Raw genomic sequence first — 25,668 nt, 5'->3', positions numbered from 1 at the left:
GTCAGCCCTCCTTCCGGGTGCGGGGGTCGAGCGCGAGGTAGGCGACGTCGGCGAACAGGTTCGCCACCAGCACCGACAGCGTGATGATCAGGAAGATCCCCTGCATCAGCGGGTAGTCCTGCGAGCCGACCGCCTGGAACAGCTGGTAGCCGACGCCCGGGTAGGAGAAGACGATCTCCACCAGCAGCGTGCCGCCGACGATGAACCCGAGGGCGAGCGCGAAGCCGGACACGCTGGGCAACAGCGCGTTGCGGGCGGCGTACCCGACCATCACCCGGCGCTCGGGCAGGCCCTTGGCGTGCGCGACGGTGACGTAGTCCTCCGACGCGACGGTGACCATCATGTTGCGCATGCCCAGGATCCAGCTGCCCATCGAGCTGATCAGGATGGTGAGCGCGGGCAGCAGGCTGTGCTGGATCGCGCTGCCGATGAACCCACCGTCCCAGCCGGGCACCACGCCCGGGTCGTACCCACCGGACGACGGGAAGAAACTGCCCGGGCCGGCCAGGATCGTCAGCGCGATCAGGCCGAGCCAGAAGTACGGGATCGACGAGAGGAACGTCGTCACCGGCAGCAGGCCGTCGACCCACGAGCCACGCTTCCAGCCGGCGATCACGCCGAGCCCGGTGCCGAGCGCGAAGCCGACGATCGTGGTGATGCCGACGAGGATGATCGTCCACGGCAGACTGTCGGAAAGCAGGTCGGACACCGGTGTCGGGAAGAACGTGAACGAAATCCCGAGGTCGCCGCGGAAGAGCTGACCCCAGTAGTCGAAGTACTGGGAGATCAGGCTTTCGTTCTTGTCGAGTCCGAAGAGGACATACAGCGACTGGATCGCGTCCGCGCTGATCATGCCCTGGTTCTTCGCGATCAGCGACTGCACCGGGTCGCCCGGGATCATCCGCGGGATGAAGAAGTTGATGGTGACGGCGGCCCAGGCCGTGAAGACGTAGAAGGCCAGCCGTTGCAGCAGGTACCTCATCGGGCGGCCCCGTCGTACAGCCAGCACGCGGCCCAGTGGCCGGGCGCGTCGTCGACCTCGAACCGCGGCGGCAGCTCGGTCTTGCACCGCTCCATCGCGACCGGGCACCGGGGGTGGAACCGGCACCCGGACGGCGGGTCGATCAGGCTCGGCGGCTCGCCGGCCCCGCGCTCGGCGGGCACCGCGCCCGGGGCGAGTTCGGTGGAGCCGCTCCCGGCCCCGGCCTGGAGCCGGTCTGGGTCGGGAGCGGAGTCGATGAGCAGCCGGGTGTACGGGTGCGCCGGGTTCTGCGTGATGGTCTCGCTGTCGCCGCCTTCGACCATCCGGCCCGCGTACATCACCATCGTCTCGTCGGCGAAGTAGCGCGCCGACGCGATGTCGTGCGTGATGTACAGGATCGCCAGGTGCAGGCGTTCCTTGAGGTCCCGCAGCAGGTTCAGCACGCCGAGCCGGATGGAGACGTCCAACATGGACACCGGCTCGTCGGCCAGCAGCGCCTCCGGGTCCGCGCCGAGCGCCCGCGCGATCGCGACGCGCTGGCGTTGCCCACCGGACAGCTCGTGCGGGAACTTGTCGATGTACCGCTCCGGCGGTGTCATCTGGACTCGCAGGAGCAGGTCGTGCAACGACTTCTCGAGATCGTCGCCCGCGCGGCCGTGGATCTTCAGCGCCCGCGTCAGGTGGTAGCGCACGGTGTGCACCGGGTTCAGCGACGCGAACGGGTCCTGGAAGATCATCTGCACCCGGCGGGCGTAGGCGCGGAACGCCTTGCCGTGCTTGACGTTCACGGTCTCGCCGTGCAACCGGATGTCGCCGCCGGTGCGCGGGTAGAGCCCCGCGAGCAGGCGGGCGACCGTCGACTTGCCCGAGCCGGACTCGCCGACCAGCGCCGTCACCCGGCCCCGCCGCAGCGTCAGGCTGACGTCGTCGACGGCCTGGACCGCGCGCCGCGGGCCGGTGAGCGCCGCACGCCCGCTTCGCCGGACCGGGAAGTGCTTGGTGAGCCCCGCCGCTTCGAGCACCACGGGGAGGTCCCCCTCCGACCCGACGGCGATGGGGTCGGAGGGGGCGGGGGCGGCCGCGTCGCCGCGGCCGTCCCCGTGTTCCGTCATGACTGAATCCGCCATTGCTCAGGCCGCGGGCTTCAGGTGCAGGACGATGTCGAGCGCGTTGCGCAGCGTGGGCTGCGCCGGGCCGTACGGGTTGGCCTCGTCGGGCCAGCCGACCCAGTTCTTCGTGCTGTACTCGCCGCCGGAGTTGGCCGCCGAGGTCGGGATCATCGGCTGCTGGTCGATCATGATCTTCTGCAGCGTCGCCATCGCGGTGGTGCGGGAGGCGTCGTCCTCGGCGTTGGCGTAGGTCGCGAGCGCCTGGGTCGCCTCGTCGTTCTTGAAGCGGCCGTAGTTGCCGTTGATGCCACCCTGGCCGGTCGGCTTGTAGCGGCTGCCGTCCATGACGTCGCGGTACATGTCGTACGGCGTCGCACCGTCGTTGGTCCAGTGCATCAGGCCCTCGAAGTCACCGGTGTCGACCGACTTGATCCACGCGTCCTGGTTCATCTTCTCGACCGTGGCGGTGATGCCGATCTGCGCCAGGTTGTCCTTGATGATCTCCAGGTCGGTGATGTAGTCCGACCAGCCGGACGGGACGGTGAGCTTCAGCGTGACCGGCTTGCCGCTCGGGTCGGCCAGCTTGTCGCCGTTGAACTTGTAGCCCGCGCCGGTCAGCAGCGACTTCGCGCCCGGGACGTCGACCTTGACCGTCTGACCCTGGTACTGCGGCGCGATGAACGGGTCACCCGCCGGCGTCGGGATGCCGGTGACCTGGTCGTTCTTCGGGTAGAAGTAGCCGGCCTCGCCCTGGTTGAAGATGTCGTCGCGGTTGATCACCTTGCTGACCGCCTGACGCAGCTTGGCGTCGTTCCAAGGGGCCTTCTCGGTGTTGAACCACAGGCCGTGCACGGCCAGCTGCGCCGGGAACCACAGCTTGTAGTGCTGCGGGTCCTTGTTGGTGTAGACGGCCTTGTAGTTCGGGATGAAGACGAAGCTCCACTCCGACGCCCCGCTGACCAGCGCCGCGACCTGCGCGTTGTTGTCGGTGTAGGAGGTGTAGCGGATCTCCTTGACCTTCGGCGCTTCCTGCCAGTAGCCGGTGTCGCGCCGGGTGACGATCATCGTCTGCGGCGTGAACGACTTGAGCGTGTACGGCCCGGTGCCGATCGGGTTCTTCACGGTGTCGAGCGCCGGGTCCTTGACCGACTGCCAGACGTGCTTCGGCACGACGAGCGTCTGCAGGATCTTGACCTGGTTGACGAACTGGGAGCTGTCGAAGCCCAGCGTCACCTGGTTGCCGGCCGCGGTGATGTCCTTGTACGGCACGGCGTCGACGTTCAGCGCCTTGTTGTCACGCAGCAGCTGGAACGTGTAGGCGACGTCCTCGGCGGTCATCGGCTGGTTGTCGGAGAACTTGACGCCGTCACGGACGGTCAGGACCAGCTTCTTGTAGTTGTCCGACCAGTCCCACTTCGTCGCGAGCCACGGCTTGCCCGGGTCCTGGGGCTTGACGCGGTTGAGCATGACCAGGGGCTCGTAGATCATCCACCGGTAGCCCATGTTCGACAGGGCGGACGTCTCGAGGAACGGGTTGTTGTTCTCCGACTGCGGGCCGTCCGGCTTGCCGACGTTGAGCACGGCGTTCGGGTTGCTCTGACCTGCGTTGGAGCTGCTGCTCCCGCACGCGGTCAGGCCTCCGATCGCCATCACTGCCACTAGCGCTGCGACGATGGAGCGCTTGACTCGCATCGGTCCTCCTAGTCATCGACGACGTGCTTGGTGTCGACTGGTAGCGAGCCCCGACCGCCGGCGACCGAACGACGTCCCGAAGTCAACCCGGGTGACTCGGGTCACGTCAATAACACGGCGGTAACGTTTTGTACCTAAGTTTAAGTAATAAAAGAACTGCTTGCCTTGGCCTTTGGACCGGACTACTCCTTGCGTCGCAAGGGTTTCAGCCGGTTCGACCCCCGTTCGCGAGCAGTTGCGCGATGGGCAGGGTGGCCGCACCGAGCGCGACCGCCTCGGGCCCGAGCCGGCCGAGGACGACCTCGGTGTGCCCGGCCAGGTAGTCGAGCGCGTGCCGGCCCACCGCGTCGCGCACGGCGGGCAGGATCGCCGGTCCCATGATCGCCCCCGCGGAGCCGGAAAGCACCACCCGGTCCGGGCTGAGCAGGTTGATCAGGTTCGCGATGCCGATCCCGAGGTATTCGGCGGTCTCGGCGAGCACGTCGGCGGCCGGACCCGGGTTCGCCGCTTCGGCGACGATGGCTGCCAGTTCGTCGTCGCTTTCGTCCCCGATGACCGGTTCCTTGCCGACGCGGTCGGCGTAGTGCCGGACGACCGCCTCGGTCCCGACGTAGGCCTCCAGGCAGCCGTGCGAGCCGCAGCGGCAGGCCGCCCCGGCCGCCTTGACGACGGTGTGGCCCCACTCGCTGGTCGTGATGTCCGGGTGCGAGCGGCCGGCCGTCGCGACGGCGGCCCCGACCCCGACGCCGAGGAGCGCGACGATGGCGCGTTCGGCGCCCCGGCCGGCGCCGCGCCAGCTCTCGACCTGGCCGAGGGTGCGGGCGCGGTTGTCGAGGTGGAGGGGCGCTTGGATGTGCGGGTGGATCAGGTCGGCGAAGGCCACGCCGCGCCAGCCGAGGGTCGGCGCGTGCACGATCCCGCCGTCGCGGACCGCGCCGGGCACGCCGATGCCGACGCCGAACACCGCGTCCGGTTCGCCGCCTTCGAGCACTTCCGCGATGCCGGTTCGCACCAGTCCGGCCACTTCGTCCGGATCCAGCCGGGTGCCGACGAGCGGGTGGCGCACGGTGCCGAGCGTCCCGAGCGCGCAGTCGAACAGACCGACCTCGACGTGCGTCTCGCCGACGTCGACGCCCACGACGTGCCCGAAGTCCGGCCGCACGGCCAGCAGCGTCCGCGGCCGTCCGCCGTCGGATTCGACCGAGCCGGCCTCCGCGACGACGCCGTCGGCGATGAGCTCGGAGACGACGTTGGTAACGGTGGCGGCCGACAAGCCCGATTCAGCTACTAGTTCCAGCCTGCTGACGGGACCGCGGAGGTACAGGGAGGAGAGGAGTGCCGCGCGGTTGTGCCGCCGGAGGTCACGGGTCGTCTGGCGTACCACCTGGGTCACCTGGGGGATTCTGCCAGACGCCGCCCATGTCACTATGGCTTCAGGACTTAGTTCACTACTTAATACATAGCCACAACTTACGGTGATCAGGCATTCTGTCAGTGAGCCGGTAAGAGTTCAGATGGGTTGCCCATGGCGAGCAAGCGCACCACCGTCCGTGACCTGCGGAGGCACAACCGTTCTCTGCTGCTGTCGAAACTGTACTTCGACGGCCCGCTGTCGCGGCACGAACTCAGCCAGCTCACCGGATTGAGTGCGGCGACGGTCAGCAACGTGACCGCCGAGCTGGGCGAAGAACGGCTCATCACCGAAGCCGGCCAGGTCGAGTCCGACGGCGGCCGGCCGCGGGTGCTGCTGCGCGTCGACCCGGCGTACGGGCACGTCGCGGGGGTCGACATCGGCGAGACGGGCGTCAAGGTCGAGCTGTTCGACCTGGCGATGAACCGCCTCGCGACGGTCGAGCACCCGCTCCCGAAGGCGCCGGACCCGGCGACGGCGGTCGAGCAGGTGACGTCCGGGCTGCGCGAGGTGTTCGCGAGCGCGGGCATCGACGACTCGGCGGTGCTGGGCGTCGGCATCGGCGTCCCGGGCACGGTCGAGCAGGGCTCGCGGGTACTGGTCCACGCGCCGACGGTCGGCTGGGACGCGGTCCCGCTGGTTTCGCTGCTGCGGGACGCGGGCGTGGGTCTGCCGTTGTTCGTCGACAACGGCGCGAAGACGCAGGGCCAGGCGGAGATGTGGTTCGGCGCCGGCCGCGGCGCGCGGCACGCGGTGATCGCGCTGATCGGCTCGGGCGTCGGCGCGGCGGTGGTGACGGACGGAACGACGTACCGCGGCTCGACGAGCAGCGCGGGCGAGTGGGGCCACACGACGATCGCGTACGGCGGCAACGACTGCCGCTGCGGCGCACGCGGCTGCCTGGAGGCGTACATCGGCGCGGGCGGAGTGCTGGCACGGTATCGCCGGATGCGCGGAAAGGACGTCCCGGGCGAGGACGAGCAGGCCCAGTTCGCGGCACTGCTGGAGGCGGCCCCCAAGTCCAAGACGGCGGCCCGCGTCCTCGACGAGACGGCCGGCTACCTGGGCGCCGGGATCGCGAACCTGATCAACCTGTTCAACCCGGAGCGCATCGTGATCGGCGGGTGGGCAGGCCTGGCGCTGGGCGAGTCGCTGCTGCCCCGCATCCGCGAGGTGGCGGGCGAGCACGCACTGCGGCACCCGTTCAGCCAGACGTCGATCCAGCTGGGCTCGCTGGGCCTGGACGCGGTCGCCACGGGAGCGGCGACGCTGCCGGTGGCGGATCTGCTGGACCAGGGGGCGACGTCGAGGATCGTGAAGCCGGGAGCCCCGGACTCCGACGCGGCCTGAGCCCCGGCCCGGTTCACCGCCGCGGCCCCGAAGCAGAGCTGACCCGGCCCGAGTCCGGCCGCGGGTCCGATCCAGGACCAGCCCAGTCCGTCCCCGACCCCGCACACCCGAGCCCGACCAGCCCCGGTCCGATCCACCGCCACGGCCCGTGAGCCCGGCCCGCTTCCCCGCCCCGGCCCGTGAGCCCGGCCCGCTTCCCCGCCCCGCCCCGCCGCGGCCCCCGAAGCAGAGCCCGCCCTCCCAGGGGGACCATCCCCGCTCCAGCGTATCGACGCCCCCCGACAAAACCCGCGCACAGCCGGCACCCGAGGCCGGCCTGTCCACAACTCGGCCAGGCTGTGGACAAGCCCGTGCCCCGCTGAGCGGAACCCCCTCCGCGGCGCCTCGAGCCGCCCGCACCGCGTCGAGGCGGTCAGCGCCCCACCCTTAATTCGGATTGAAAAAAAATGACCGGCCGACGGTTGCCCGGCTTGTCTGGACCATGCATACTTTGTTGCCAAGCACAACAAAGGCACCGAACAGCCCGTCGCCGCCCGTGGGTCCACCCCGCCCGGACCGCGAGCGCCGGCGTAAGCGGTCGCGCCTGCCGCCGCCCCGGCATGCGAGGCCACCTCCCCCCCTCCCGCGTTCCGTGCTGCGCGCGGAACGCCGTCCCCCCAACGGTGAGAGAGGCGACAACGATGTCCACCTCACGCAAGATCCGAAGAGCAGCGGCCCTCCTCGCCGCCGCCTCGCTGCTGTTCCTCGGGCAGCAAGCGCTGACCGCGCCCGCGGCGATGGCCGCGGCCACCTTCACCGACGACTTCAACGGCCCCGCGGGCGCCGCCGTCGACGGGTCGAAGTGGCAGCTCGAAACCGGCGACAACGTCAACAACCACGAGCGGGAGTACTACACCTCGGGCACCAACAACGCCCAGCTCGACGGCCAGGGCCACCTCGTGATCACCGCCAAGAAGGAAAATCCCGGCAACTACAACTGCTGGTACGGCCGCTGCGAGTACACCTCCGCGCGGATGAACACGGCCGGCAAGTTCAGCCAGGCCTACGGCCACTTCGAGACGCGCATGAAGCTCCCGCGCGGGCAGGGCATGTGGCCGGCCTTCTGGATGCTCGGCGGCAGCAACTGGCCGACCGACGGCGAAATCGACGTCATGGAGAACGTCGGGTTCGAGCCGAACACCGTGCACGGCACCATCCACGGCCCCGGCTACTCCGGCTCCGGCGGCATCGGCGCGGCCTACAACGGCCCGAACTTCTCCGACGACTTCCACACCTACGCCGTGGACTGGTCGCCCAACCAGATCAAGTGGTACGTCGACGGGAACCTCTACCAGACCCGGACGCCGGCCGACCTGAACGGCAACCGCTGGGTCTACGACCACAACTTCTTCATCATCCTCAACCTCGCCGTCGGCGGGTACTGGCCCGGCGACCCCAACAGCAGCACGCAGTTCCCGCAGCAGCTGGTCGTCGACTACGTCCACGTCACCACCGACACCGGTGGCGGCACCCCGCCGAGCGGCCGGACCGGCACGATCACCGGCATCGGCGGCAAGTGCGTCGACGTCGCGGGCGCGAACTCCGCCAACGGCACGCCGATCCAGATCACCGACTGCAACGGCAACGCCGCGCAGAACTGGACCATCGGCACCGACGGCACGATCCGGGCGCTGGGCAAGTGCATGGACGTCAACGCCGCGGGCACGGCGGACGGGACCCCGGTGCAGCTCTACGACTGCAACGGGACCGCCGCCCAGAAATGGGCGATCAGCGGGGCGAAGGACATCGTGAACCCCAACGCGAACAAGTGCCTCGACGCCACCGGCAACTCGAGTGCGAACGGCACCCGCCTGCAGATCTGGACCTGCGGCGGCGGCGCCAACCAGAAGTGGAACACGCCCTGATCCACCACCTCGGGTAGGCGGACCCCGCCCGGTCCGCCTACCTGGCACTCTTTCCTTCCCCCACAAGGAGAATCCCAGTGCGGCGATTCCTCGTCGCGCTAATGGGGTGTGCCCTGTTAGCGCTTTCCTTCCTCACCACCGGCTCCGCCCAAGCCGCCGTCGAGGCGGGCCCCTCCGCCAGTCAGCTGCTCGCGCAAACGCAGAACTGCCAGCAGATCTCGAACGGCAAGTATTCCTTCGACGAAGGCGGCGCGGCCACCGTGCCCGTCTGCCAGGCCAACGGCGCGGTGTTCTTCAAGGCCGACATGGACATCGACTGCGACGGTGTCCGGACGACGCAGTGCAACGAGAACACCGACTGCTGCTTCTACCCCGACACCGCGTTCCACACCTCGACCGACCAGCCGCTCAACGCGGCGCAGCTGCCCTACATCGTCCTGCCGCAGCCGACGTCCACCTGGGACTACCGCAACTACGGCATCGACGGCGGATCGGTCGTGGCGGTGATCTACCACGACCAGGTCACCTACGCCGTGGTCGGCGACACCGGCCCGACGAGCATCATCGGCGAGGCGTCCTACGCCACCGCCGCGAACCTCGGCATCAACCCGGACCCGAAGAACGGCGGCACCGAGGGCCCGGTGACCTACATCGTGTTCCCGAACACGCACGTCGACCCGATCGAAAACCACGCCAACGCCACCAGCCTCGGCGAGCAGGTCGCCACGCAGTTCGCCGGCGGCACCACCACGCCGCCCCCGGCCAGTGGCGGGCAGATCACCGGTGTCGGCGGCAAGTGCGTCGACGTCGCGGGCGCGAACAACGCCAACGGCGCCGCCGTCCAGCTCTACGACTGCAACGGCACGACCGCTCAACAGTGGACAGTCGGCTCCGACGGAGCGGTCCGCGCGCTCGGCAAGTGCCTCGACGTCACCAGCGCCGGCACCGCGAACGGCACGACGGTCCAGCTCTACGACTGCAACGGCTCGGGCGCCCAGAAGTGGTCGGCCAACGGGTCGCGGAACCTCGTGAACGCCGGTTCCGGCAAGTGCCTCGACGCGACCGGCAACTCCTCCGCCAACGGCACCCGGCTCCAGATCTGGACCTGCGGGTCCGGCGCGAACCAGAAGTGGACGCTCCCATGAGAAAACGCTCTCTCTTCAGCATGCTCGGGGTCGCCGCGCTCGCCGCGGCCACCTTCGCCGCGCCCGCGCAGGCCGCGGGCGAAACCGTGAACGTCTGGCTGACCACGACCAGCGACGCCGGCGGCCGAACGGTCACGCGCGGCCTGCAGCAGCAGACGCCGGTCACCTTCGCCGCGGGCACCGGCACCGGCGGCGTGACCATCAACGTCAACGAGAACACCACCTACCAGCAGTTCGAAGGCGGCGGAGCGTCCTTTACGGACACCGCGGCGTGGCTGATGAACTCCAGCGGGGCGCTGTCGCAGGCCACCCGTGACGACACGATGCGCAAGCTGTTCGACCCGAACGCCGGCATCGGGCTGAGCTTCATCCGCAATCCGCTCGGCGCGTCCGACCTGGCGCGCTACAGCTACACCTTCGACGACATGCCGGCCGGCCAGACCGACCCGAACCTGACGCACTTCTCGATCGCGCACGACCAGGCCGACGTGCTGCCGCTGACCAAGCAGGCCAAGCAGCTCAACCCGCAGGCCAAGGTGATGGCGTCGCCGTGGAGCGCGCCGCCGTGGATGAAGGACAACGACAGCTACCTGCTGGGCTGGGTCCAGTCGCAGTACTACCCGGCGTACGCGCAGTACTTCGTCAAGTACCTCCAGGCCTACCAGGCCGCGGGCGTGCCGATCGACTACGTCTCGATGCAGAACGAGCCGACGTGCTGTTCGAGCTACCCGTCGACCAACTGGAACGGCGCGGGCCTGGCCTACTTCGCGAAGAACAACCTGCTGCCGGCGTTGCAAGGCGCCGGACTGTCCACAAAGGTCCTGGCGCTCGACTGGAACTGGGACACCTACGCGTCCTACGGGGCGCCGACGCTCGACGACGCGGCCATCCGCAACCACCCGAACTTCGGCGGCGTCGCCTGGCACGGGTACGGCGGCGACATCACGCAGCAGACGACCACCCACAACCAGTACCCGAACGTCAACGCCTACTCGACCGAGCACTCCGGCGGCACCTGGATCTCGAACCAGCAGGCCGAGGACATGAACAACATCGTGGACTACACCCGGAACTGGTCGAAGAGCGTGACCAAGTGGAGCCTCGCCGTCGACCAGAACATGGGCCCGCACAACGGCGGCTGCGGCACCTGCACCGGCCTGATCACCGTCCACAACGGAGACTCGCGCAGCGGGCAGGTGGACTACACCGTCGAGTACTACACGATGGGCCACTTGACGAAGTTCGTGAAGCCGGGTGCGTACCGGATCGACTCGAACGACAACTCGACCGTCCGCAACGTCGCCTGGAAGAACCCGGACGGCTCCAAGGCGCTGATCGCGTACAACTCCGGCACCGGAAGCCAGAGCGTGCGCGTGAACTGGGGCAACTCGTCGTTCACCTACACCCTGCCCGGCCACACGTCGGCGACCTTCACCTGGGCGGGCAACCAGGGCACGGGCGGCGGCACCGGCAAGACCGGCGCGATCACCGGCCTCGGCGGCAAGTGCATCGACGTCGCCGGCGCGAACAGCGCCAACGGCACCGCGGTCCAGCTCTACGACTGCAACGGCTCGGCCGCGCAGCAGTGGACGGTCGGCACCGACGGCACGATCCGCGCGCTGGGCAAGTGCCTCGACGTCACCGGACAGTCCACAGCGGACGGTGCGCAGCTGCAGCTGTGGGACTGCGGCGGCACGGCCAACCAGCAGTGGGCGGCCACCGCGGCCAGGGATCTCGTCGGCTCGGCGTCGAACAAGTGCGTCGACGCGACCGGCAACTCCAGCGCCAACGGCACCCGGCTGCAGATCTGGACCTGCACCGGCGCGGCCAACCAGAAGTGGACCGTCCCGGCTTGAGGAGCAAGGCATGAAGAAGCGAGCACTGACCGCGGTGGGCGGCCTGATCGCCGCGTCCGCCGTGGTCCTCCTGCCCGGCGTCGCGCAGGCGGCGACCGGGCCGATCACCGGCCTCGCCGGCAAGTGCGTCGACGTCAACGCGGCGAGCACCGCGAACGGCACGGCGATCCAGCTGTACGACTGCAACGGCTCCAACGCCCAACAGTGGACAGTCGGGTCCGACGGATCCCTGCAGGCGCTGGGCAAGTGCCTCGACGTCACCAGCGCGGGCACCGCCAACGGCACCACGATCCAGCTCTGGGACTGCAACGGCTCGAACGCCCAGAAGTGGACGGCCAACGCGGCGAAGAACCTGGTCAACACCGGGTCGGGCAAGTGCCTCGACGCGACCGGCAACTCCAGCGCGAACGGCACCCGGCTGCAGATCTGGACGTGCGCGAGCACGGCCAACCAGCAGTGGACGCTCCCGAGCGGCGGCACGACCCCGCCGCCCGGGCCGGGCGCGATGGCCGTGGCGCCGTACCTCTACAACGGCTGGGGCAACCCGCCGAGCCCGTCGACGATCATGAGCGCCACCGGCGTCAAGTGGTTCACGCTGGCGTTCGTCCTGTCCAACGGCTACTGCAACCCGCAGTGGGACGGCGGCCGGGCGCTCACCGGCGGCGTCGACCAGAACACCATCAACACGGTGCGGGCGGGCGGCGGCGACGTCATCCCGTCGTTCGGCGGCTACTCCGGCAACAAGCTGGAGTCGTCGTGCGGCAGCGCGGGCGAGCTGGCGGCGGGCTACCAGAAGGTGATCAGCGCCTTCGGCCTCAAGGCGATCGACATCGACATCGAGGCCGACGCCTACAGCAACCCGACGGTGCAGCAGCGCACGGTCGACGCGCTGAAGACGGTCCGGGCGAACAACCCGGGCATCAAGATCTACGTCACCTTCGGCACCGGACAGTCCGGACCGGACAACAGCCTGGTGAACCGGGCCGCGCAGTCGGGGCTCACGGTCGACGGCTGGGTCATCATGCCGTTCGACTTCGGCGGCGCGGGCCAGAACATGGGCACGCTCACGCAGCGCGCGGCCGAGGGCCTCAAGAACGTCGTCAAGTCGGCTTACGGCTATGACGACGACACGGCCTACCGGCACATGGGCATCTCGTCGATGAACGGCATCACGGACAACAACGAAACGGTCACGCTGAACGACTTCACCACGATCCTGGCCTACGCGAACCAGCACCACCTGGCCCGGTTGACGTTCTGGTCGGCCAACCGGGACCGCCCGTGCCCGGGGGCCTACCCGAACGACGACACGTGTTCGGGCGTTTCCCAGCAGGCGTGGGACTTCACGAGGATCTTCGCCCGCTACGCCGGCTGACGGCGTGCAGCGACAGGCCCGGCCGGGGTTCCGGCCGGGCCTGTTCCGCGTTCGAAGGGCTGCCGGACCGTGGCACTGGGGAGGCCCCGGCCCGGCAGCGGTGAGGTTTCGCCTGCCGCTGGGGGTCTCCGACGGCGAAACCGCTTTCGCAGGTTAGCGAGCCGAGGCGTGATTGGGGACCGTCAAATTGCCGGGGTGCCCGAACGGGCAGCCGCAGACTGGCCCGCCGTGCCCGAATCGACAGTGGACGCCGGCCGCCGTGGCTCACGTGCCGCAAGAAGTAGTCAGTCCGCCGCGACGGCCGCGCGGGCCGCCTCGGCGCGGTCGGCATACGCGTCGACCAGCTGTTCCTCCGCGTCTTCGAGGTACTTCATCAGCAGTTGCTCCGCGCCCGTGCCGTCGCCGGCCTCGACGCGGTCGAGGATTTCGTGGTTGCGCGGCAGGTAGCGCTCGTGGAAGCGCCGCGGCTCGGCCATGATGTGGAAGACCAGCCGCAGCTCGGCGGTCAGCCGCCCGACCAGCTCGTTGACGCGCTCGCTGCCGGACAGCGCGGCCAGCTCCTGGTGGAACCAGACGTTCGCGGTGCCGAGGTCCTTCCAGTTGCCGGTGCGCGCGGCCTCGTCACCGATCTCGACCTTCTCGCGAATCCGCGCGAACGTCGCCGGCTTCGCCGTCACGCCGCGGACCGCGGCGCATTCGATGATCTTGCGGACGCGGTAGATGTCGACGACGTCCTCGACGCTCGGGATCCGGACGAAGACGCCGCGGTTGAGCTCGTGGGCGAGCAGCCGCTCGTGCGTGAGCAGCCGGAACGCCTCGCGGAGCGTGTTGCGCGAGACGCCGAGCGCGTTGCCGATGTCCTGCTCCGAGAGCCGGCCGCCGGGCAGGAAGAAGCCCTCCGCGATGCGCTTGCGCAGCACGCCGGCCACCCGCTCGGCCGTGCTCTTGCGGCTGACCAGGCCGCGGTCGGCCTCCAGGCCCGGAACGTCGCTGTCTTCGATGCCCACAGCACGGATGGTACCCGTCACACTGAGGACGATCCAACTGCCGTCTTGTGGAATTGTTCAACAATCCTTACTGTGTGAGACACGCCACGATGAGACACTGGCCAGGAGGTGCCCCATGACTGCGACAACTGCTACCGAGGCCCGGCCGTTCGACTGGTTCCGCACGCTCGGCAAACGCGGGCGACGCGCCTTCGTCGGCGCGTTCGGCGGCTACGGCCTGGACTCGTTCGACTACCAGACCCTGCCGCTCGGCCTGGCCGCGATCACCGCGTACTTCGGCATTTCGAGCGGGGAAGCCGGCCTGCTCGGCACGACGACGCTGGTCGTGTCGGCCGTCGGCGGCGTGGGCGCGGGCATGCTGGCCGACCGGATCGGCCGCGTCCGCACGCTCCAGATCACCATCGCGATGTACACGATCTTCACCGTGCTCTGCGGGTTCGCGCCGAACTTCGAGACGCTGCTGGTCTTCCGCGCACTGCAGGGCCTGGGCTTCGGCGGCGAGTGGGCAGCCGGTGCCGCGCTGGTCGCGGAGTACTCCTCGGCCCGCTACCGCGGCCGGACCGTGGCCTTCGTGCAGAGCGCGTGGGCAGTCGGCTGGGGCCTGTCGGTGATCGTCTACACCGTCGTGTTCAGCGTCGCGAGCGACGACGTGGCCTGGCGCATCATGTTCTGGACCGGGGTCATCCCCGCGCTGCTCGTGCTGTGGGTGCGCAAGAGCGTCAAGGACGCGCCGCGCGCCGAGGAACGGCTGAAGACCGAGCGCACGAAAGGCACGCTCGTCAAGATCTTCAAGGCCGACCTGCTGCGCACGACGCTCTTCGCCGCGCTGCTCGCCACCGGCGTCCAGGGCGGGTACTACACGATCTCGACGTGGCTGCCGTCCTACCTGAAGAAGACGCGCGAGCTGACCGTGATCGGCACCGGCGGCTACCTCGCGTTCCTCATCACCGGCGCGTTCGTCGGGTACGTCTGCGGCGGCTACCTCACGGACCTGATGGGGCGCAAGAAGACCTTCCTGACGTTCGCGCTGCTCTCGGCCGCGCTGATCGTCGCGTACACGCAGATCCCCAAGGGCGCCAACGGTCTCGTGCTGGTGCTCGGCTTCCCGCTCGGCTTCTCGATGTCCGCGATCTTCAGCGGCTTCGGCGCCTACCTCGCCGAGCTGTACCCGACGGCGCTGCGCGGGACGGGACAGGGCTTCACGTACAACTTCGGCCGCGCGGTCGGCGCGATCTTCCCGACCGTCGTGGGTTTCCTCGGCGCGGGCGGCGCGATCGTGTTCGGCGCGCTCGGCTACGGCATCGCCGTGTTGGCACTGTTGGGGCTTCCGGAGACCCGCGGTATCGAACTCGTCGACTGAGGGGGAACTCATGACGACCTTTGACGAACCCGCGACGTACACCCCCGCGCAAGCGCGCGAAGTGTTCCGCCGCGGCACCGCTCACCCCACCACGGGCTGGGCCAACGGCTTCACCCAGACCAACCTGATCGCCGTGCCCGAGGACTGGGCCTACGACGTGCTGCTGTTCTGCACCCGCAACCCCCAGCCGTGCCCGCTGCTCGACGTCACCGACCCGGGCGACCCGGCCACCCGGCTCGCCGAGGGCGCGGACCTGCGCACCGACCTGCCGCGCTACCGGATCTGGCAGAACGGCGTGCTGGCCGGCGAGGTGTCCGACGCGACCGGCCTGTGGCGCAGCGACATGGTTGCCTTCTCCATCGGCTGCAGCTTCACGTTCGAGACGGCGCTGGCCGCCGAGGGCGTGCCGCTGCGGCACGTCGACCAGGGCCGCAACGTCGCGATGTACGTGACGAACCGGCCGTGCGAACCCGCCGGGCGGCTGTTCGGGCCGATGGTCGTGTCGATGCGGCAGATCCCGGAGGACCGCGTCGACGACGCCATCCGCATCACCCGCGCGATGCCGGCCGTGCACGGCGCGCCCGTGCACGTCGGCGATCCGCGTGCGCTGGGGATCGAGGACCTGGCACGGCCGGACTTCGGGGATCCCGTGGACGCGGAACCGGGTGACGTCCCGGTGTTCTGGGCCTGCGGGGTCACGCCGCAGGCGGCACTGATGGCGTCGCGGCCCCCCTTTGCGATCACCCACGCACCGGGGTACATGTTCATCACGGACCGGCTCGACAGCGAATACCGGGTGGGCTGAAATGGACCTGAACAGCGATCTCGGAGAGGGCTTCGGCGCCTGGAAGATGGGCGACGACGAAGCCATGCTCGACATCGTGACCAGCGCGAACGTCGCCTGCGGCTTCCACGCCGGCGACCCGTCGGTGATGCGGCGGGTGTGCGACCTGGCGGCCGAGCGCGGCGTCGCGATCGGGGCGCACGTCGGCTACCGCGACCTGGCCGGCTTCGGCAGGCGCGCGCTCGACATCGCGCCGGACGACCTGGCCGACGAGGTGCTGTACCAGATCGGCGCGCTGGACGCGTTCGCTCGCGCGGCGGGCAGCCGCGTGACGTACGTGAAGCCGCACGGCGCGCTGTACAACACCGCGGCGGTGGACGTCGAGCAGGCGGCGGCGATCGTCGACGGCCTGCGCCGCTACGACCCCGCGCTCGCGCTGCTCTGCCTGCCGGACTCGGAAATGCAGCGGCAGGCGGAAAAAGCCGGCGTGTTGGCGTACGCGGAGGCGTTCGCCGACCGGGCGTACACCGCCGAAGGCCGGCTCGTCTCGCGCAAGAAGCCGGGCGCGGTCCTGCACGACGCGGCGGCGGTGGCCGAGCGGGCGGTGACGATGGCGTCCGGCGGCGGGGTCGTGACGGCCGACGGCGGCAAGCTCGACCTGCGCCCGGACTCCCTGTGCGTGCACGGGGACACGCCGGGCGCGGTGGAGCTGGCGCGGCGGATCCGCGACGGGCTGGCCCGCGCGGACGTGCCGCTCGGCGCGTTCACCGGATGACCGTCCGGCTGCTGCCGTGCGGGCGGCGCGCGGTGCTGGTGGAGCTGGACGACGTGCTCGGCTTCCAGGCCGCTGTGCGCTCCTTGGACCTGGCGGGCGTCGAGGAGCTGGTCCCGGCGGCCCGGACGCTGCTGGTCCGCTTCGACCCGACGGTGACGGACGCGGACCGCCTGGGTTCGGTGCTGCGCGAAGTGTCCCCTGTGGACAGTGCGGTGTCCGCTTCGGCCGAGGTGGTGATCCCGGTAGTGTACGACGGTGAGGACCTGGCCGACGTCGCGGCCGAGACGGGCTTGTCCGTCGCCGCGGTGATTTCGCGGCACCGCGCGGGTGCGTACGTCTCGGCGTTCTGCGGCTTCGCGCCGGGCTTCGCGTACCTGTCCGGTTTGGACCCGGCGCTGCACGTCTCGCGCCGGTCGACACCCCGGACGCGTATCCCGGCGGGGTCGGTGGCGATCGCCGGCGAGTACAGCGCGGTGTACCCGAGCGCGTCGCCCGGCGGCTGGCGGCTGCTCGGCCGGACGGCCGTGCCGGTGTGGGACGTCGAACGCGACCCGCCGAACCTGCTGCCGCCCGGCACGCGAGTGCGGTTCGAGGCGGTGACGGCGTGAAGCTCGAAGTCGTGCGGCCGGGGTTCACGACGACGGTGCAGGACCTCGGCCGGCCCGGGCACGCGGCGCTCGGCGTCGGCCGCTCCGGTGCCGCGGACCGCGCGTCGTTCGAGCTGGCCAACCGGCTCGTCGGGAACGCTCCGGGCGCCGCGGCCCTGGAGGTCACGCTCGGCGGGCTGGTGCTGCGCGCCTCGGCCGTGACGACGGTGGCGGTGACCGGCGCGTCGTGCCCGGTGTCGCCGGGCGGCCTGAACGCGCCGATGACGTTGTGGCCGGGCGACGAACTCGTGCTGGGCACGGCTTCCGCGGGCTTGCGGTGCTACGTCGCGGTGCGCGGCGGGATCGACGTCCCGCCGGTGCTCGGCTCCCGCTCGACCGACACGCTCGGGAAGCTGGGCCCGCCGCCGCTCGCCGCCGGAATGCTGCTGCCGGTGGGCACTCCCGGGGCGTTCCCGGTCGTCGATTTGGCACCGCGCGCGGCGTTGCCTTCCGAGCCGGTGTTGCACGTGACTCCGGGCCCGCGTCGCGACTGGTTCGCTTCGCCGGACCAGCTGCTGTCCACTGTGTACACGGTCTCGCCGGACTCGGACCGCGTCGGCATCCGGCTCACCGGCTCGCCGCTTTCGCGGGTTCGTCACGACGAGCTGCCGTCCGAGGCGTGCGTCCCGGGATCGCTGCAGGTACCGCCGTCGGGCCGGCCGATCCTGTTCCACGCGGATTCCCCGACGACCGGCGGCTACCCCGTGATCGCGGTCGTCGAGGAAGCCGACCTGGATCTCGCGGCCCAGCTGCGCCCCGGCCAGACCCTCCGCTTCCGTCCCGCGTCGTGAGTGAGAAACAGCGTTCTAACCCTGTGCGCTGTCTCAGGACATATCGGACAGATATGTCTCAGGACTTTCCGGACAGTTTCTGGTTGGTGAGGCGTTGGTAGCGTACCGAGCGGTCTAGCGTGAGTTGGCGGGCGACCGTGTCGTTGATCATGACGGTGACGCGGTCGCCTTGCCAGTAGACGGTGGCGGCGTGCCCGGCCCAGGTGCGGCCGAGGACGATGGAGCAGCCGGAGAAGGCGATCACGCCGGTGGCGGAGACGGGGCGGGTGGTGACGCCGCTGGGCCGGTGGGGCCCGGTGGCGGGGGTGGCTTTGGGGCGGGCGTCGTAGCGTTGCTGGGGTGTCTGGCCGTCGAGGCTTTGGTGGCGGCGGTTGTTGTACTCCTGTCGGTATTCGTCGAGAAGCTGTTGCAGGGCAGCAAGGTTCTTGGCGGGTGGTCGGGCGGCGAGCCATTTCTGCAAGGTCTGGTGGAGGCGTTCGTTTTTGCCGCAGGTCTGCGGGTGGTGCGGGGTGGAGGCGATGCTGGTGACCCCGAGTTCGGCGAGGTGGCGTTCCAGTTCGACCATCCAGCCGCGGTGGCGGCCGGTGAAGGCGAGCCCGTTGTCGGACAGGAGTTTTACGGGTACGCCGTAGCCGGCGAAGGCGTGTTGTAGCGCGGTCCAGGTGTCGGCGGTGGTTTCGCCGGGGGCGGCGTAGGAGCCGACGTCGAGGCGGGAGTGGTCGTCGAGGATCTGGAGGATGCAGACCTTGGTGCCGTCGGCGAGGTGGTGCTCCATGCCGTCGATCTGCCAGCAGCCGTTGGGGTCGGCGTAGGTGAACCGGCGCCGGGTCCGGGGTTTCTTGCGCGGCTGCGGGACGATCTGGCCGTGGGCGCACAGGATCCGGTGGATCGAGGCCCGCGACGGGACCGGGGTGACCCCGGCGTCCTTCAGCCGCCAGCGGATGGAGATCGGGCCGTTGTCGAGGCCTGCCTCGGCCAGTTCCTTGCGGGCCCGCAGCACCGCCTCGGCCACCGCCGCGCCGAGGGTGCTGGGGCGGTGGTGCGGGGCAGTGCTGCGGCGGGTGAACCCGCTGGCTCCCTCCGTGCGGAACCGGGTTACATACTTGTAGAAGGTGTCCCGGGACACGCCGTGCTCGTGGCAGAACCGCGCCACGTTGATCTTCTCGCCGTGAGCGACCCGAGCGACCGCGGCGACGAACTCAGGATCCATCGAAAACCCTGTTCTGCCCATCGCCGCATGATCACCACAAAAGCCCTGGTCACTACGCCGACAGGCCGATCAGTGTCCGCGATGTCCTGAGACATCAACTGTCGGCGATGTCCTGAGCTGCGGCACAGCGTTCTAACCCTGTTTCTCACTCACGACCGGCCGCGGCAGACCAGCCAGGCGACGTTCGTGGCCGCGATCGCCGGCCACGCCGCCCAGGCCGCGGCCGGGGCGAGCCAGGTGGTGACGACCCCCAGTGCCACCGTCACCACCAGCGGCCCGCCGCCCCGCCACTTCCGGCGCGGCGCCCGTTCGGCCAGGTAGACGTCCAGGATCTCCGCGACCTGGTCGTCGATCTCGTCGCGCAGGCGCGGGTCCAGTTCAGACATGCGCCGGCACCGCCGGTCGCACGGGCAGCGCCACCGTCAGGCACGCCAGCGCCAGCGGTACCTCCAAACCGGCCATGAGCAGCGAAAACCCGACGTCGTCGGCGGCCGTCACGACGTCGAACCAGGCGTCGGCCAGCAGCAGCGTCGCCGTGGCCGTCGCGACCAGCGGCGTCCGCGGGTCGCCGCGTCCGAGCAGCCACGCCGTGAGCAGCAGGCCGAGCGCCTCCGCCGCGTCGAAGCCCGTCCAGGCCAGCCGCCAGTGCTGCGCCGCCACGACGTCCGGCAGCGTCATCCCCAGTACCGCGATCCACGGCAGCAGGCACAGCCCCGCCGCCCAGCACAGTCTTTTCATGCGAACCCCCGTTCGCGGACCACGGTAGCCAATTGCAGAGATTCTTTGCAAACAATCTCTGTAGTACGCTCCGGACATGGTCGAACGTCCCGAACGACGCGTCCTCACCGGCGCGGATCTCAAGGCCTTCTACAAGGCCCTGGCCAACCCCGTGCGCCGCGACATCCTGACCTACCTGGGCAAACACGGCGAAGCGAACTCGACGAGCGTCGCGAAGGCCCTCGGCGAGAGCACCGGGACGACCAGCTACCACCTCCGCAGGCTCGCCGACCTCGAGCTGATCGCGGAGATCGAGGAGCGCTCGACCGGCCGCGAACGCTGGTGGCGGTCGCTGATGAAGGACATCTACACCCCGCCGGGCCTGGAGATGACGCCGGACGAGCGCGAGGCCGCGCACAAGCTCGGCGCGCTCAAGATGAGCCACGACCTCGGCCTGGTCACGCGGGCGTACGCGGGCTACGACAGCGCCGACGGCTGGAACCAGATCTACCGCGGTGGCCTGACCCTGACGAAGGAGCAGGTCGCGTCGTTCGTCGAGGAGTACCAGAACCTGCTCTGGAAGTACGTCACCGAGCCGGGCCACCACCCGCCGGGCTCGCGCGCGGTCGCCGTCCGGCTGATCGTCGTGCCCGAGGAAGAGGAGTCCACAGCGGACTAGAGCCCGGAGACCCGCAGGGTGATGTTCAGCCGGCCGGTCAGGCCGAGCGCCGGATCCGCCGTGCCCGGCACCGTCTTCGGGACACCGTGGTAGGCGAGCCGGGACGTGCCGCCGAACACGAACACGTCACCCGACCGCAGCTCGACGTCGGTGTACGGCCGGCCGCGGGTCTCGGTGTTGCCGAAGCGGAACACGCACGCGTCGCCGAGGCTGAAGGACACCACCGGCGCCAGGCTGCGCTCGTCCTTGTCCTGGTGCAGGCCCATCTTCGCGGTGGCGTCGTAGAAGTTGACCAGTGCGATGTCCGGCTCGTACGCCTCGGCCTCGCCGTACGCGTCGGCCAGCGCGCGCCGGCCGAGGTCGCCGAGCCAGTCCGGGAACGGCAGCACCGGCGTGCCCTCGCCGGTCGTGCGCGAGTAGCCGTACGGGTACCAGTGCCAGCCGAGGCAGACGGACTTCACCGACATCACGCCGCCGTTGGGCAGCCGGGTGTGGCGGTAGCCGACGAAGCCGCGGCAGGCCGCGACGAGCTCGCGCTGTTCGTCGAAGCCGAGCCAGTCGGGCATGTGCACGGCACCGGGCGCGAGTTCGGCGCGCGGGCGCGGCAGGAGGGCGTCCATCACCTCGATTGTGCCGGAGACTCCTGTCGGACACGCTCGGTGATCACCGAGGGCACGAGCCGGTGACCGCGGAACGTCACGCTCGCGGCGGCATACAGCCGCAGGAGCCGCCCGATCGGACCATCGGGCCGCTCCTGCGGCCGACTCCCCTCGCTATGGGCCACCATGAATAGACGTTCCCACACCCGAATGTCACAAAGCCAGCGTGGATCAGCTACGAACGGGTCACTTGACCTCGCCGACGCGGATCAGTCACGAAACGTCACGACGGTGACGCCCGCCCGAGTGGGCACGGGGTCGTTCATCGCGGCCAGTGCGGCCGGGACGTCGTCGAGGCCGATGCGGCGCCCGATCAGCGCGGCGAGGTCGATCCCCGCCGTCTCGACGACGCGCAGCAGCTCCGGATACTCGTGGGCCTGGAGGCCGTGGACGCCGACCAGCTCCAGCTCGCCGCCGACGACCCGGTGCATCGGGATCGGCGCGATCCCCTGCGCGGGCGGCATCAGCCCCGCCTGGACGTGCCGGCCGCGCTTGCGGAGGCTGCCCACCGACGCCGCGCAGGTCGACGGCGCGCCGAGGCAGTCGAGCGAGACGTGCGTGCCGCCGCCGGTCAGCTCGCGCACGTGCGCAGCGACCGCTTCCGGGCCGTCGAAGGCCGAGGAGTCGACGGTCAGGGTGGCCCCCAACTTCGCCGCCAACGCCAGCGCCGACGGCGAGACGTCGACGGCGACGACCTTCGCGCCCGCCGCGACGGCCAGCAGCACCGCGGAGATCCCGACGCCACCGCAGCCGTAGACGGAGACCCACTGCCCCGCGGTGACCCGGCCCTGCCGCAGCACCGCGCGGAACGCCGTCCCGAAGCGGCAGCCGAGCGCGGCGGCTTCGGCGGCGCCGAGCGAGTCCGGCAGCGCGACGAGGTTCGGCTCCGCGTGTTCAATGGCGACGCGCTCGGCGAAGGACCCCCAGTGGGTGGCACCGGGCTGGAACTCGCGGTCGCAGATCTGCTGGTCGCCGCGGGCGCACTGGGGGCACGAGCCGCAGGCGCACACGAACGGCACGGTGACGCGCGCGCCGAGCGCCCACCCGCGCACGCCCGTGCCGAGCGCGACGATCCGGCCGGCCAGCTCGTGCCCGGCGACGTGCGGCAGCGTCACCGCGGTGTCGTGGCCCTGCCACGTGTGCCAGTCGCTGCGGCAGACGCCGGTGGCGTCGACCTCGATCACCGCGCCACCCGGCGGCGCCACCGGCTCCGGCACGTCCCGCACGACGGGCGGGACGCGGAACTCCTCCATCACCACAGCTCGCATGGTGCCGAGCCTACGTGCTCACCTGAGCGGTTTTCCGTTGGTACTGCTCAATTGAGCGGCGGCGACTGCACGTGGAAACGCGTTCTGCCGCGAGGCGGGCCGAGGAGCTTGCTGAGCGAGCCGTCCGGCACGTTCAGGATGTCCTCGAGATTCCGCAACGCCTCCAACGATTCCGGCCGCTCGGGCCGGCACCGCCCGGACTGCCAGTGGCTGAGGGTGGCCAGGCTGACCGTGGTTCCCCTGCCGCGTAAGCGATAGCGGATCCGATCGAGCCCGAGCCCGCGGGCCCGGATCGCCGCCCGCAGGGCCACGTCGAACGGCCCGGCGGACAGCAGCTGGCTCAGCTCCGCCTGTTCCCCCCGGTCGATGGTGCGAGTTCGCTGACCGGTCATCACAACGCTCCGAAGCACTCCCGAATACGAAAATTGGAGCGTAGGCCCAGCTTCGCAAGATCGGAAGGGCCCTCACCCACCTGCGAGCCGCACCTCCGCGGCGATCTCGGCGAACGGTTCCGCGTAGCCCGAGTTGATCGTGACGTAGGAAATCCCCCACCGCTCCCGCCACCCGAGAAGCCTTTCCGCCGCTTGACCTGGATCAGCGGGCAGCACGGTGACGGCTTGGGCAGCAGCGAGTTCGGGAACGTCGACCCCGGCCCACCGCGCGATCCCCGGCGACGGTTCGTCCCCGACGGCCATCAGGTTCAGCCCGAGCTCGATGTCCGGCAGCCGTTCGTCAGCCAGCTTACGGAATCGATCCACAATGGACTCCGCCTCCGCTTCGGTGGTCTTGGGCGCCCACGTGAAGGTGAGGCTGTCCGCTTCTTGCGCGGCGAGCGCCAGCATTTTCGGTCCCCCGCCGGCGAGGAGCAGCCGTGGACGGTCGATCGATCGTTTGAAGTGCGCGATCGTCTCGGCCATCCGTGTGATGCGCTCACCCGGTGCGCCGAACTCCCGGCCGAGGTGTTCGGTGTGCTCCTCGGCGCCGGGCCGCCCGACGCCGAGCCCGAGCTCGAAGCGGCCCCTGGTCTGCTGGTGCAGGGTCTGGACCTGCCAGTCGAGGGCTTTCGCGTCCCGGAAGGGATCGGCGAGGACGAACGTGCCGACGGTGAGATCCATGGTGACCGCGGCGGCGGCCCCGAGCAGGACGAAGGGATCGGCGGTGCCGACGGGATCGGTGGCGAGCAGGGTGTCGAAGCCGAGCTTCTCGACGCGCTCGGCCTGAGCGGTCCAGGTGGTGAGATCGGGCGCGAAACCGGCGACGATACCGAAGCGAAAGGGTTTCATGCGGCCATGGTCGTGGCCGCGGGGGTGTCACCACATCCGCTTCAGGACGTCACTCGCGCATACGCAGCCCGACGTCAACGCGCTCAGCGCAGGGTGACCGACAGGGCCTGCGCGATCTCCTTGCCGATGGCGTGCGTAGCGGCGTCCGGTGGCGAGCCCACCTTCACCACCATCGGTCCCCCGAACGGCTGGCGCTCGACGACCTCGATGCGTTCGCCCAGGTTGATCGCGTGTTCCGTCAGGTACCGCAGCAGCTCCGGGTCCGTGTCCCACACCCGGACGATCTCGCCCACCGCGCCCGGCTCGAGGTCGTCCAGGATGCGGACCGACAGCTCCTCGACGCTGCCGTCGGCGGCCGGGATCGGGTCGCCGTGGGGGTCGCGGACCGGGTTGCCCAGCTTGGCCGCGATGCGCTCGATCAGCCGGTCGGACACCGCGTGCTCCAGCGCGTCCGCCTCCGCGTGGACCTCGTCCCACGTGTAGCCGAGCTCGGACACCAGGTACGTCTCGATCAGCCGGTGGCGCCGCAGCACCGAGCGCGCCAGGAGCCGGCCGTCGGCGGTCAGCTCGATCCCGCGGTACGGCACGTGGGTGACCAGCCCGAGCTGGGACAGCTTCGTGACCATCCCCGACGCCGAGGACGGGCTGACCTCCAGCCGGCCGGCGAGCGAGGTGTTCGTGACCGCCTCACCGCGTTCGACCAGGCCGTAGATCACCCGGACGTAGTCCTCGACCGACGAGGACCTCCGGACCGAACCATCTCCCATGCCGCATACGATACGGGGCCGGGTTCTTTCTCGTGAAAGTTCACGGCCGCCAGCGGTAGCGGATCCAGCCGGGGACGGGTTCCGCGCCGAGCTGGGCGTAGAACGCCTCGCCTTTTTCGTTGCCCTCCTGCATGTCCCACTCGACGCGCCCGGTGGTGCGGCTGCGCAGCGCGTCGAGCAGCTCGCTGCCGAGCCCGTAGCGGCGGTGGGCGGGACGGACGAACAGGTCGTCCAGCCAGATCCCCGGCCGGGCCTCCCACGTCGAGAAGTTCCAGCTGCAGAAGGCGAAGCCGGCGACGGTCCCGGGCTCGCCGGGCGGGGTCGCGATCAGCACCCACGCCTTCGGATCGGGCCCGAAGAGGTGACCGCTCATCTCGGCGCGGTCGAGCTTGAGGTCGTGGTTGTCCTCGTAGACGGCGTGCTCTTCGATGAGCGCGCAGATTTCTTCGATGTCTTCGAAGACGGCGTCGCGGACGGGCATCTCGCCTCCCGTTTCTGTCGGTGGTGGTCGTTACGGTCGGGGTCGGAGGTGGTCGATGTCACCGGAAGGCAAGTTCGAGGACCTGGTCGACGAGTTCACCGGACGCCCGGGTATCACGCCACCCGGCGCGACCGGCGGCTTCGGGCGCACGGCGCTGCGCGTGGACGGCCGGATCTTCGCCATGTTCGTCCGCGGGCAGCTGGTGCTGAAGCTGCCGCGGGCAAGGGTCGACGAGCTGGTCGCGGGCGGGCACGGCGCCCGCTTCGACGCGAACAAGGGCACGCCGATGAAGGAGTGGCTGGCCCTGGACACCGGTTCGAGCCAGCCCTGGGCCGAGCTGGCCGAGGAGGCACTCGAGTTCGTGGCCGCCGCGCGCAGGTCGTCGGCGCGCGGCGGTTCCGGGAAGCGGTGAGGCC

The 25,668-nt window shown here is 70.1% G+C and carries 26 protein-coding genes; 12 read left to right on the top strand and 14 right to left on the bottom strand.

The window, feature by feature from the left end; genetic code table 11:
• Position 1: 1 nt before the first annotated feature.
• The 4 genes from OG738_RS16375 to OG738_RS16360 all read right to left on the bottom strand — a co-directional run bounded on the left by OG738_RS16375 (position 2) and on the right by OG738_RS16360 (position 5,176).
• Positions 2–982 carry an ABC transporter permease gene (locus OG738_RS16375; RefSeq protein WP_329054885.1) on the bottom strand — a complete coding sequence of 327 codons (981 nt, stop codon included), beginning with the start codon at positions 980–982 and terminating at the stop codon, positions 2–4.
• Entirely contained in the window at positions 979–2,094 is a 1,116-nt protein-coding gene (locus tag OG738_RS16370; RefSeq protein WP_329054883.1) for an ABC transporter ATP-binding protein, read from the bottom strand. Before OG738_RS16370 ends, OG738_RS16375 begins: the two co-directional genes overlap by 4 nt.
• An 18-nt stretch (positions 2,095–2,112) precedes the next feature.
• On the bottom strand, positions 2,113–3,741 hold the full coding sequence (locus tag OG738_RS16365) for an ABC transporter substrate-binding protein (RefSeq protein WP_329054881.1): 1,629 nt from the start codon (positions 3,739–3,741) through the stop codon (positions 2,113–2,115).
• 247 nt (positions 3,742–3,988) lie between these two features.
• Positions 3,989–5,176 (bottom strand): ROK family transcriptional regulator, encoded by a 1,188-nt coding sequence (locus tag OG738_RS16360; protein WP_329054880.1) that lies wholly within the window; start codon positions 5,174–5,176, stop codon positions 3,989–3,991.
• A 132-nt stretch (positions 5,177–5,308) separates the two neighbouring features.
• On the opposite strand from OG738_RS16360, the gene OG738_RS16355 reads away from it, so the two are divergent.
• The 5 genes from OG738_RS16355 to OG738_RS16335 all read left to right on the top strand — a co-directional run bounded on the left by OG738_RS16355 (position 5,309) and on the right by OG738_RS16335 (position 12,824).
• Positions 5,309–6,544, top strand: coding sequence for an ROK family transcriptional regulator (locus OG738_RS16355; RefSeq protein ID WP_329054878.1), 1,236 nt, complete (start codon positions 5,309–5,311; stop codon positions 6,542–6,544).
• Between the two features lie 680 nt (positions 6,545–7,224).
• Positions 7,225–8,448, top strand: a complete 1,224-nt coding sequence (locus OG738_RS16350; RefSeq protein ID WP_329054876.1) for a family 16 glycosylhydrolase — start codon at positions 7,225–7,227, stop codon at positions 8,446–8,448.
• A gap of 77 nt (positions 8,449–8,525) precedes the next feature.
• Positions 8,526–9,593 carry a ricin-type beta-trefoil lectin domain protein gene (locus OG738_RS16345; protein WP_329054875.1) on the top strand — a complete coding sequence of 356 codons (1,068 nt, stop codon included), beginning with the start codon at positions 8,526–8,528 and terminating at the stop codon, positions 9,591–9,593.
• Positions 9,590–11,449: a ricin-type beta-trefoil lectin domain protein gene (locus tag OG738_RS16340; protein WP_329054873.1), complete on the top strand. Its 1,860-nt coding sequence runs from the start codon at positions 9,590–9,592 to the stop codon at positions 11,447–11,449. Before OG738_RS16345 ends, OG738_RS16340 begins: the two co-directional genes overlap by 4 nt.
• 10 nt (positions 11,450–11,459) lie before the next feature.
• Positions 11,460–12,824 carry a ricin-type beta-trefoil lectin domain protein gene (locus OG738_RS16335; protein ID WP_329054871.1) on the top strand — a complete coding sequence of 455 codons (1,365 nt, stop codon included), beginning with the start codon at positions 11,460–11,462 and terminating at the stop codon, positions 12,822–12,824.
• A gap of 284 nt (positions 12,825–13,108) precedes the next feature.
• On the opposite strand, the gene OG738_RS16330 is transcribed toward OG738_RS16335, so the two are convergent.
• Complete coding sequence (locus OG738_RS16330; RefSeq protein ID WP_329054870.1) at positions 13,109–13,831, bottom strand: GntR family transcriptional regulator; 723 nt, start codon at positions 13,829–13,831, stop codon at positions 13,109–13,111.
• Positions 13,832–13,946: 115 nt separating this feature from the next.
• Here OG738_RS16330 and OG738_RS16325 point away from each other — a divergent pair, with 115 nt between their 5' ends.
• The 5 genes from OG738_RS16325 to OG738_RS16305 are packed head-to-tail and all read left to right on the top strand — an operon-like array spanning position 13,947 to position 18,188.
• Entirely contained in the window at positions 13,947–15,191 is a 1,245-nt protein-coding gene (locus OG738_RS16325) for an MFS transporter (RefSeq protein ID WP_329054869.1), read from the top strand.
• A 10-nt stretch (positions 15,192–15,201) separates the two neighbouring features.
• The gene (locus OG738_RS16320; RefSeq protein ID WP_329054868.1) at positions 15,202–15,996 is read left to right on the top strand and encodes a putative hydro-lyase; all 795 of its coding nucleotides are present in this window, start codon (positions 15,202–15,204) and stop codon (positions 15,994–15,996) included.
• Position 15,997: 1 nt separating this feature from the next.
• Positions 15,998–16,750: a LamB/YcsF family protein gene (locus OG738_RS16315; RefSeq protein ID WP_329054867.1), complete on the top strand. Its 753-nt coding sequence runs from the start codon at positions 15,998–16,000 to the stop codon at positions 16,748–16,750.
• Complete coding sequence (locus OG738_RS16310) at positions 16,747–17,358, top strand: 5-oxoprolinase subunit B family protein (RefSeq protein ID WP_329054866.1); 612 nt, start codon at positions 16,747–16,749, stop codon at positions 17,356–17,358. Before OG738_RS16315 ends, OG738_RS16310 begins: the two co-directional genes overlap by 4 nt.
• Positions 17,355–18,188: a biotin-dependent carboxyltransferase family protein gene (locus OG738_RS16305; protein ID WP_329054865.1), complete on the top strand. Its 834-nt coding sequence runs from the start codon at positions 17,355–17,357 to the stop codon at positions 18,186–18,188. The genes OG738_RS16310 and OG738_RS16305 overlap by 4 nt, the downstream gene beginning before the upstream one ends.
• Positions 18,189–18,246: 58 nt before the next feature.
• Here OG738_RS16305 and OG738_RS16300 read toward each other — a convergent pair whose 3' ends face one another.
• The 3 genes from OG738_RS16300 to OG738_RS16290 form a co-directional block, all read right to left on the bottom strand.
• The gene (locus tag OG738_RS16300; protein ID WP_329054863.1) at positions 18,247–19,398 is read right to left on the bottom strand and encodes an IS481 family transposase; all 1,152 of its coding nucleotides are present in this window, start codon (positions 19,396–19,398) and stop codon (positions 18,247–18,249) included.
• Between the two features lie 149 nt (positions 19,399–19,547).
• Entirely contained in the window at positions 19,548–19,784 is a 237-nt protein-coding gene (locus OG738_RS16295; RefSeq protein ID WP_329054862.1) for a hypothetical protein, read from the bottom strand.
• Positions 19,777–20,136 (bottom strand): hypothetical protein, encoded by a 360-nt coding sequence (locus OG738_RS16290; RefSeq protein WP_329054861.1) that lies wholly within the window; start codon positions 20,134–20,136, stop codon positions 19,777–19,779. Before OG738_RS16290 ends, OG738_RS16295 begins: the two co-directional genes overlap by 8 nt.
• Positions 20,137–20,212: 76 nt before the next feature.
• Here OG738_RS16290 and OG738_RS16285 point away from each other — a divergent pair, with 76 nt between their 5' ends.
• On the top strand, positions 20,213–20,794 hold the full coding sequence (locus OG738_RS16285; protein WP_329054860.1) for an ArsR/SmtB family transcription factor: 582 nt from the start codon (positions 20,213–20,215) through the stop codon (positions 20,792–20,794).
• Here the strand turns inward: OG738_RS16285 and OG738_RS16280 are convergent.
• From OG738_RS16280 to OG738_RS16255, 6 genes are all read right to left on the bottom strand, one after another.
• Positions 20,791–21,414 carry an alpha-ketoglutarate-dependent dioxygenase AlkB family protein gene (locus OG738_RS16280; protein WP_329054858.1) on the bottom strand — a complete coding sequence of 208 codons (624 nt, stop codon included), beginning with the start codon at positions 21,412–21,414 and terminating at the stop codon, positions 20,791–20,793. The genes OG738_RS16285 and OG738_RS16280 overlap by 4 nt on opposite strands.
• 248 nt (positions 21,415–21,662) lie before the next feature.
• Entirely contained in the window at positions 21,663–22,721 is a 1,059-nt protein-coding gene (locus OG738_RS16275; RefSeq protein WP_329054856.1) for a zinc-binding dehydrogenase, read from the bottom strand.
• A 47-nt stretch (positions 22,722–22,768) separates the two neighbouring features.
• Complete coding sequence (locus tag OG738_RS16270) at positions 22,769–23,113, bottom strand: transcriptional regulator (protein WP_329054854.1); 345 nt, start codon at positions 23,111–23,113, stop codon at positions 22,769–22,771.
• 72 nt (positions 23,114–23,185) lie between these two features.
• On the bottom strand, positions 23,186–24,004 hold the full coding sequence (locus OG738_RS16265; RefSeq protein ID WP_329054853.1) for an LLM class flavin-dependent oxidoreductase: 819 nt from the start codon (positions 24,002–24,004) through the stop codon (positions 23,186–23,188).
• An 83-nt stretch (positions 24,005–24,087) separates the two neighbouring features.
• Positions 24,088–24,771 (bottom strand): metal-dependent transcriptional regulator, encoded by a 684-nt coding sequence (locus OG738_RS16260; protein ID WP_329054852.1) that lies wholly within the window; start codon positions 24,769–24,771, stop codon positions 24,088–24,090.
• 40 nt (positions 24,772–24,811) lie between these two features.
• Positions 24,812–25,252: a GNAT family N-acetyltransferase gene (locus tag OG738_RS16255; RefSeq protein ID WP_329054850.1), complete on the bottom strand. Its 441-nt coding sequence runs from the start codon at positions 25,250–25,252 to the stop codon at positions 24,812–24,814.
• A gap of 55 nt (positions 25,253–25,307) precedes the next feature.
• On the opposite strand from OG738_RS16255, the gene OG738_RS16250 reads away from it, so the two are divergent.
• A complete protein-coding gene (locus OG738_RS16250) occupies positions 25,308–25,664 on the top strand; it encodes a hypothetical protein (protein WP_329054848.1) in 357 nt (118 codons plus the stop codon).
• Positions 25,665–25,668 lie beyond the last annotated feature (4 nt).

It is taken from the genome of Amycolatopsis sp. NBC_01488, from assembly GCF_036227105.1.
Classification (GTDB): domain Bacteria; phylum Actinomycetota; class Actinomycetes; order Mycobacteriales; family Pseudonocardiaceae; genus Amycolatopsis.
Note: the sequence above shows the minus strand (reverse complement) of the source record. Positions and strands in the feature narration are given on the sequence as shown.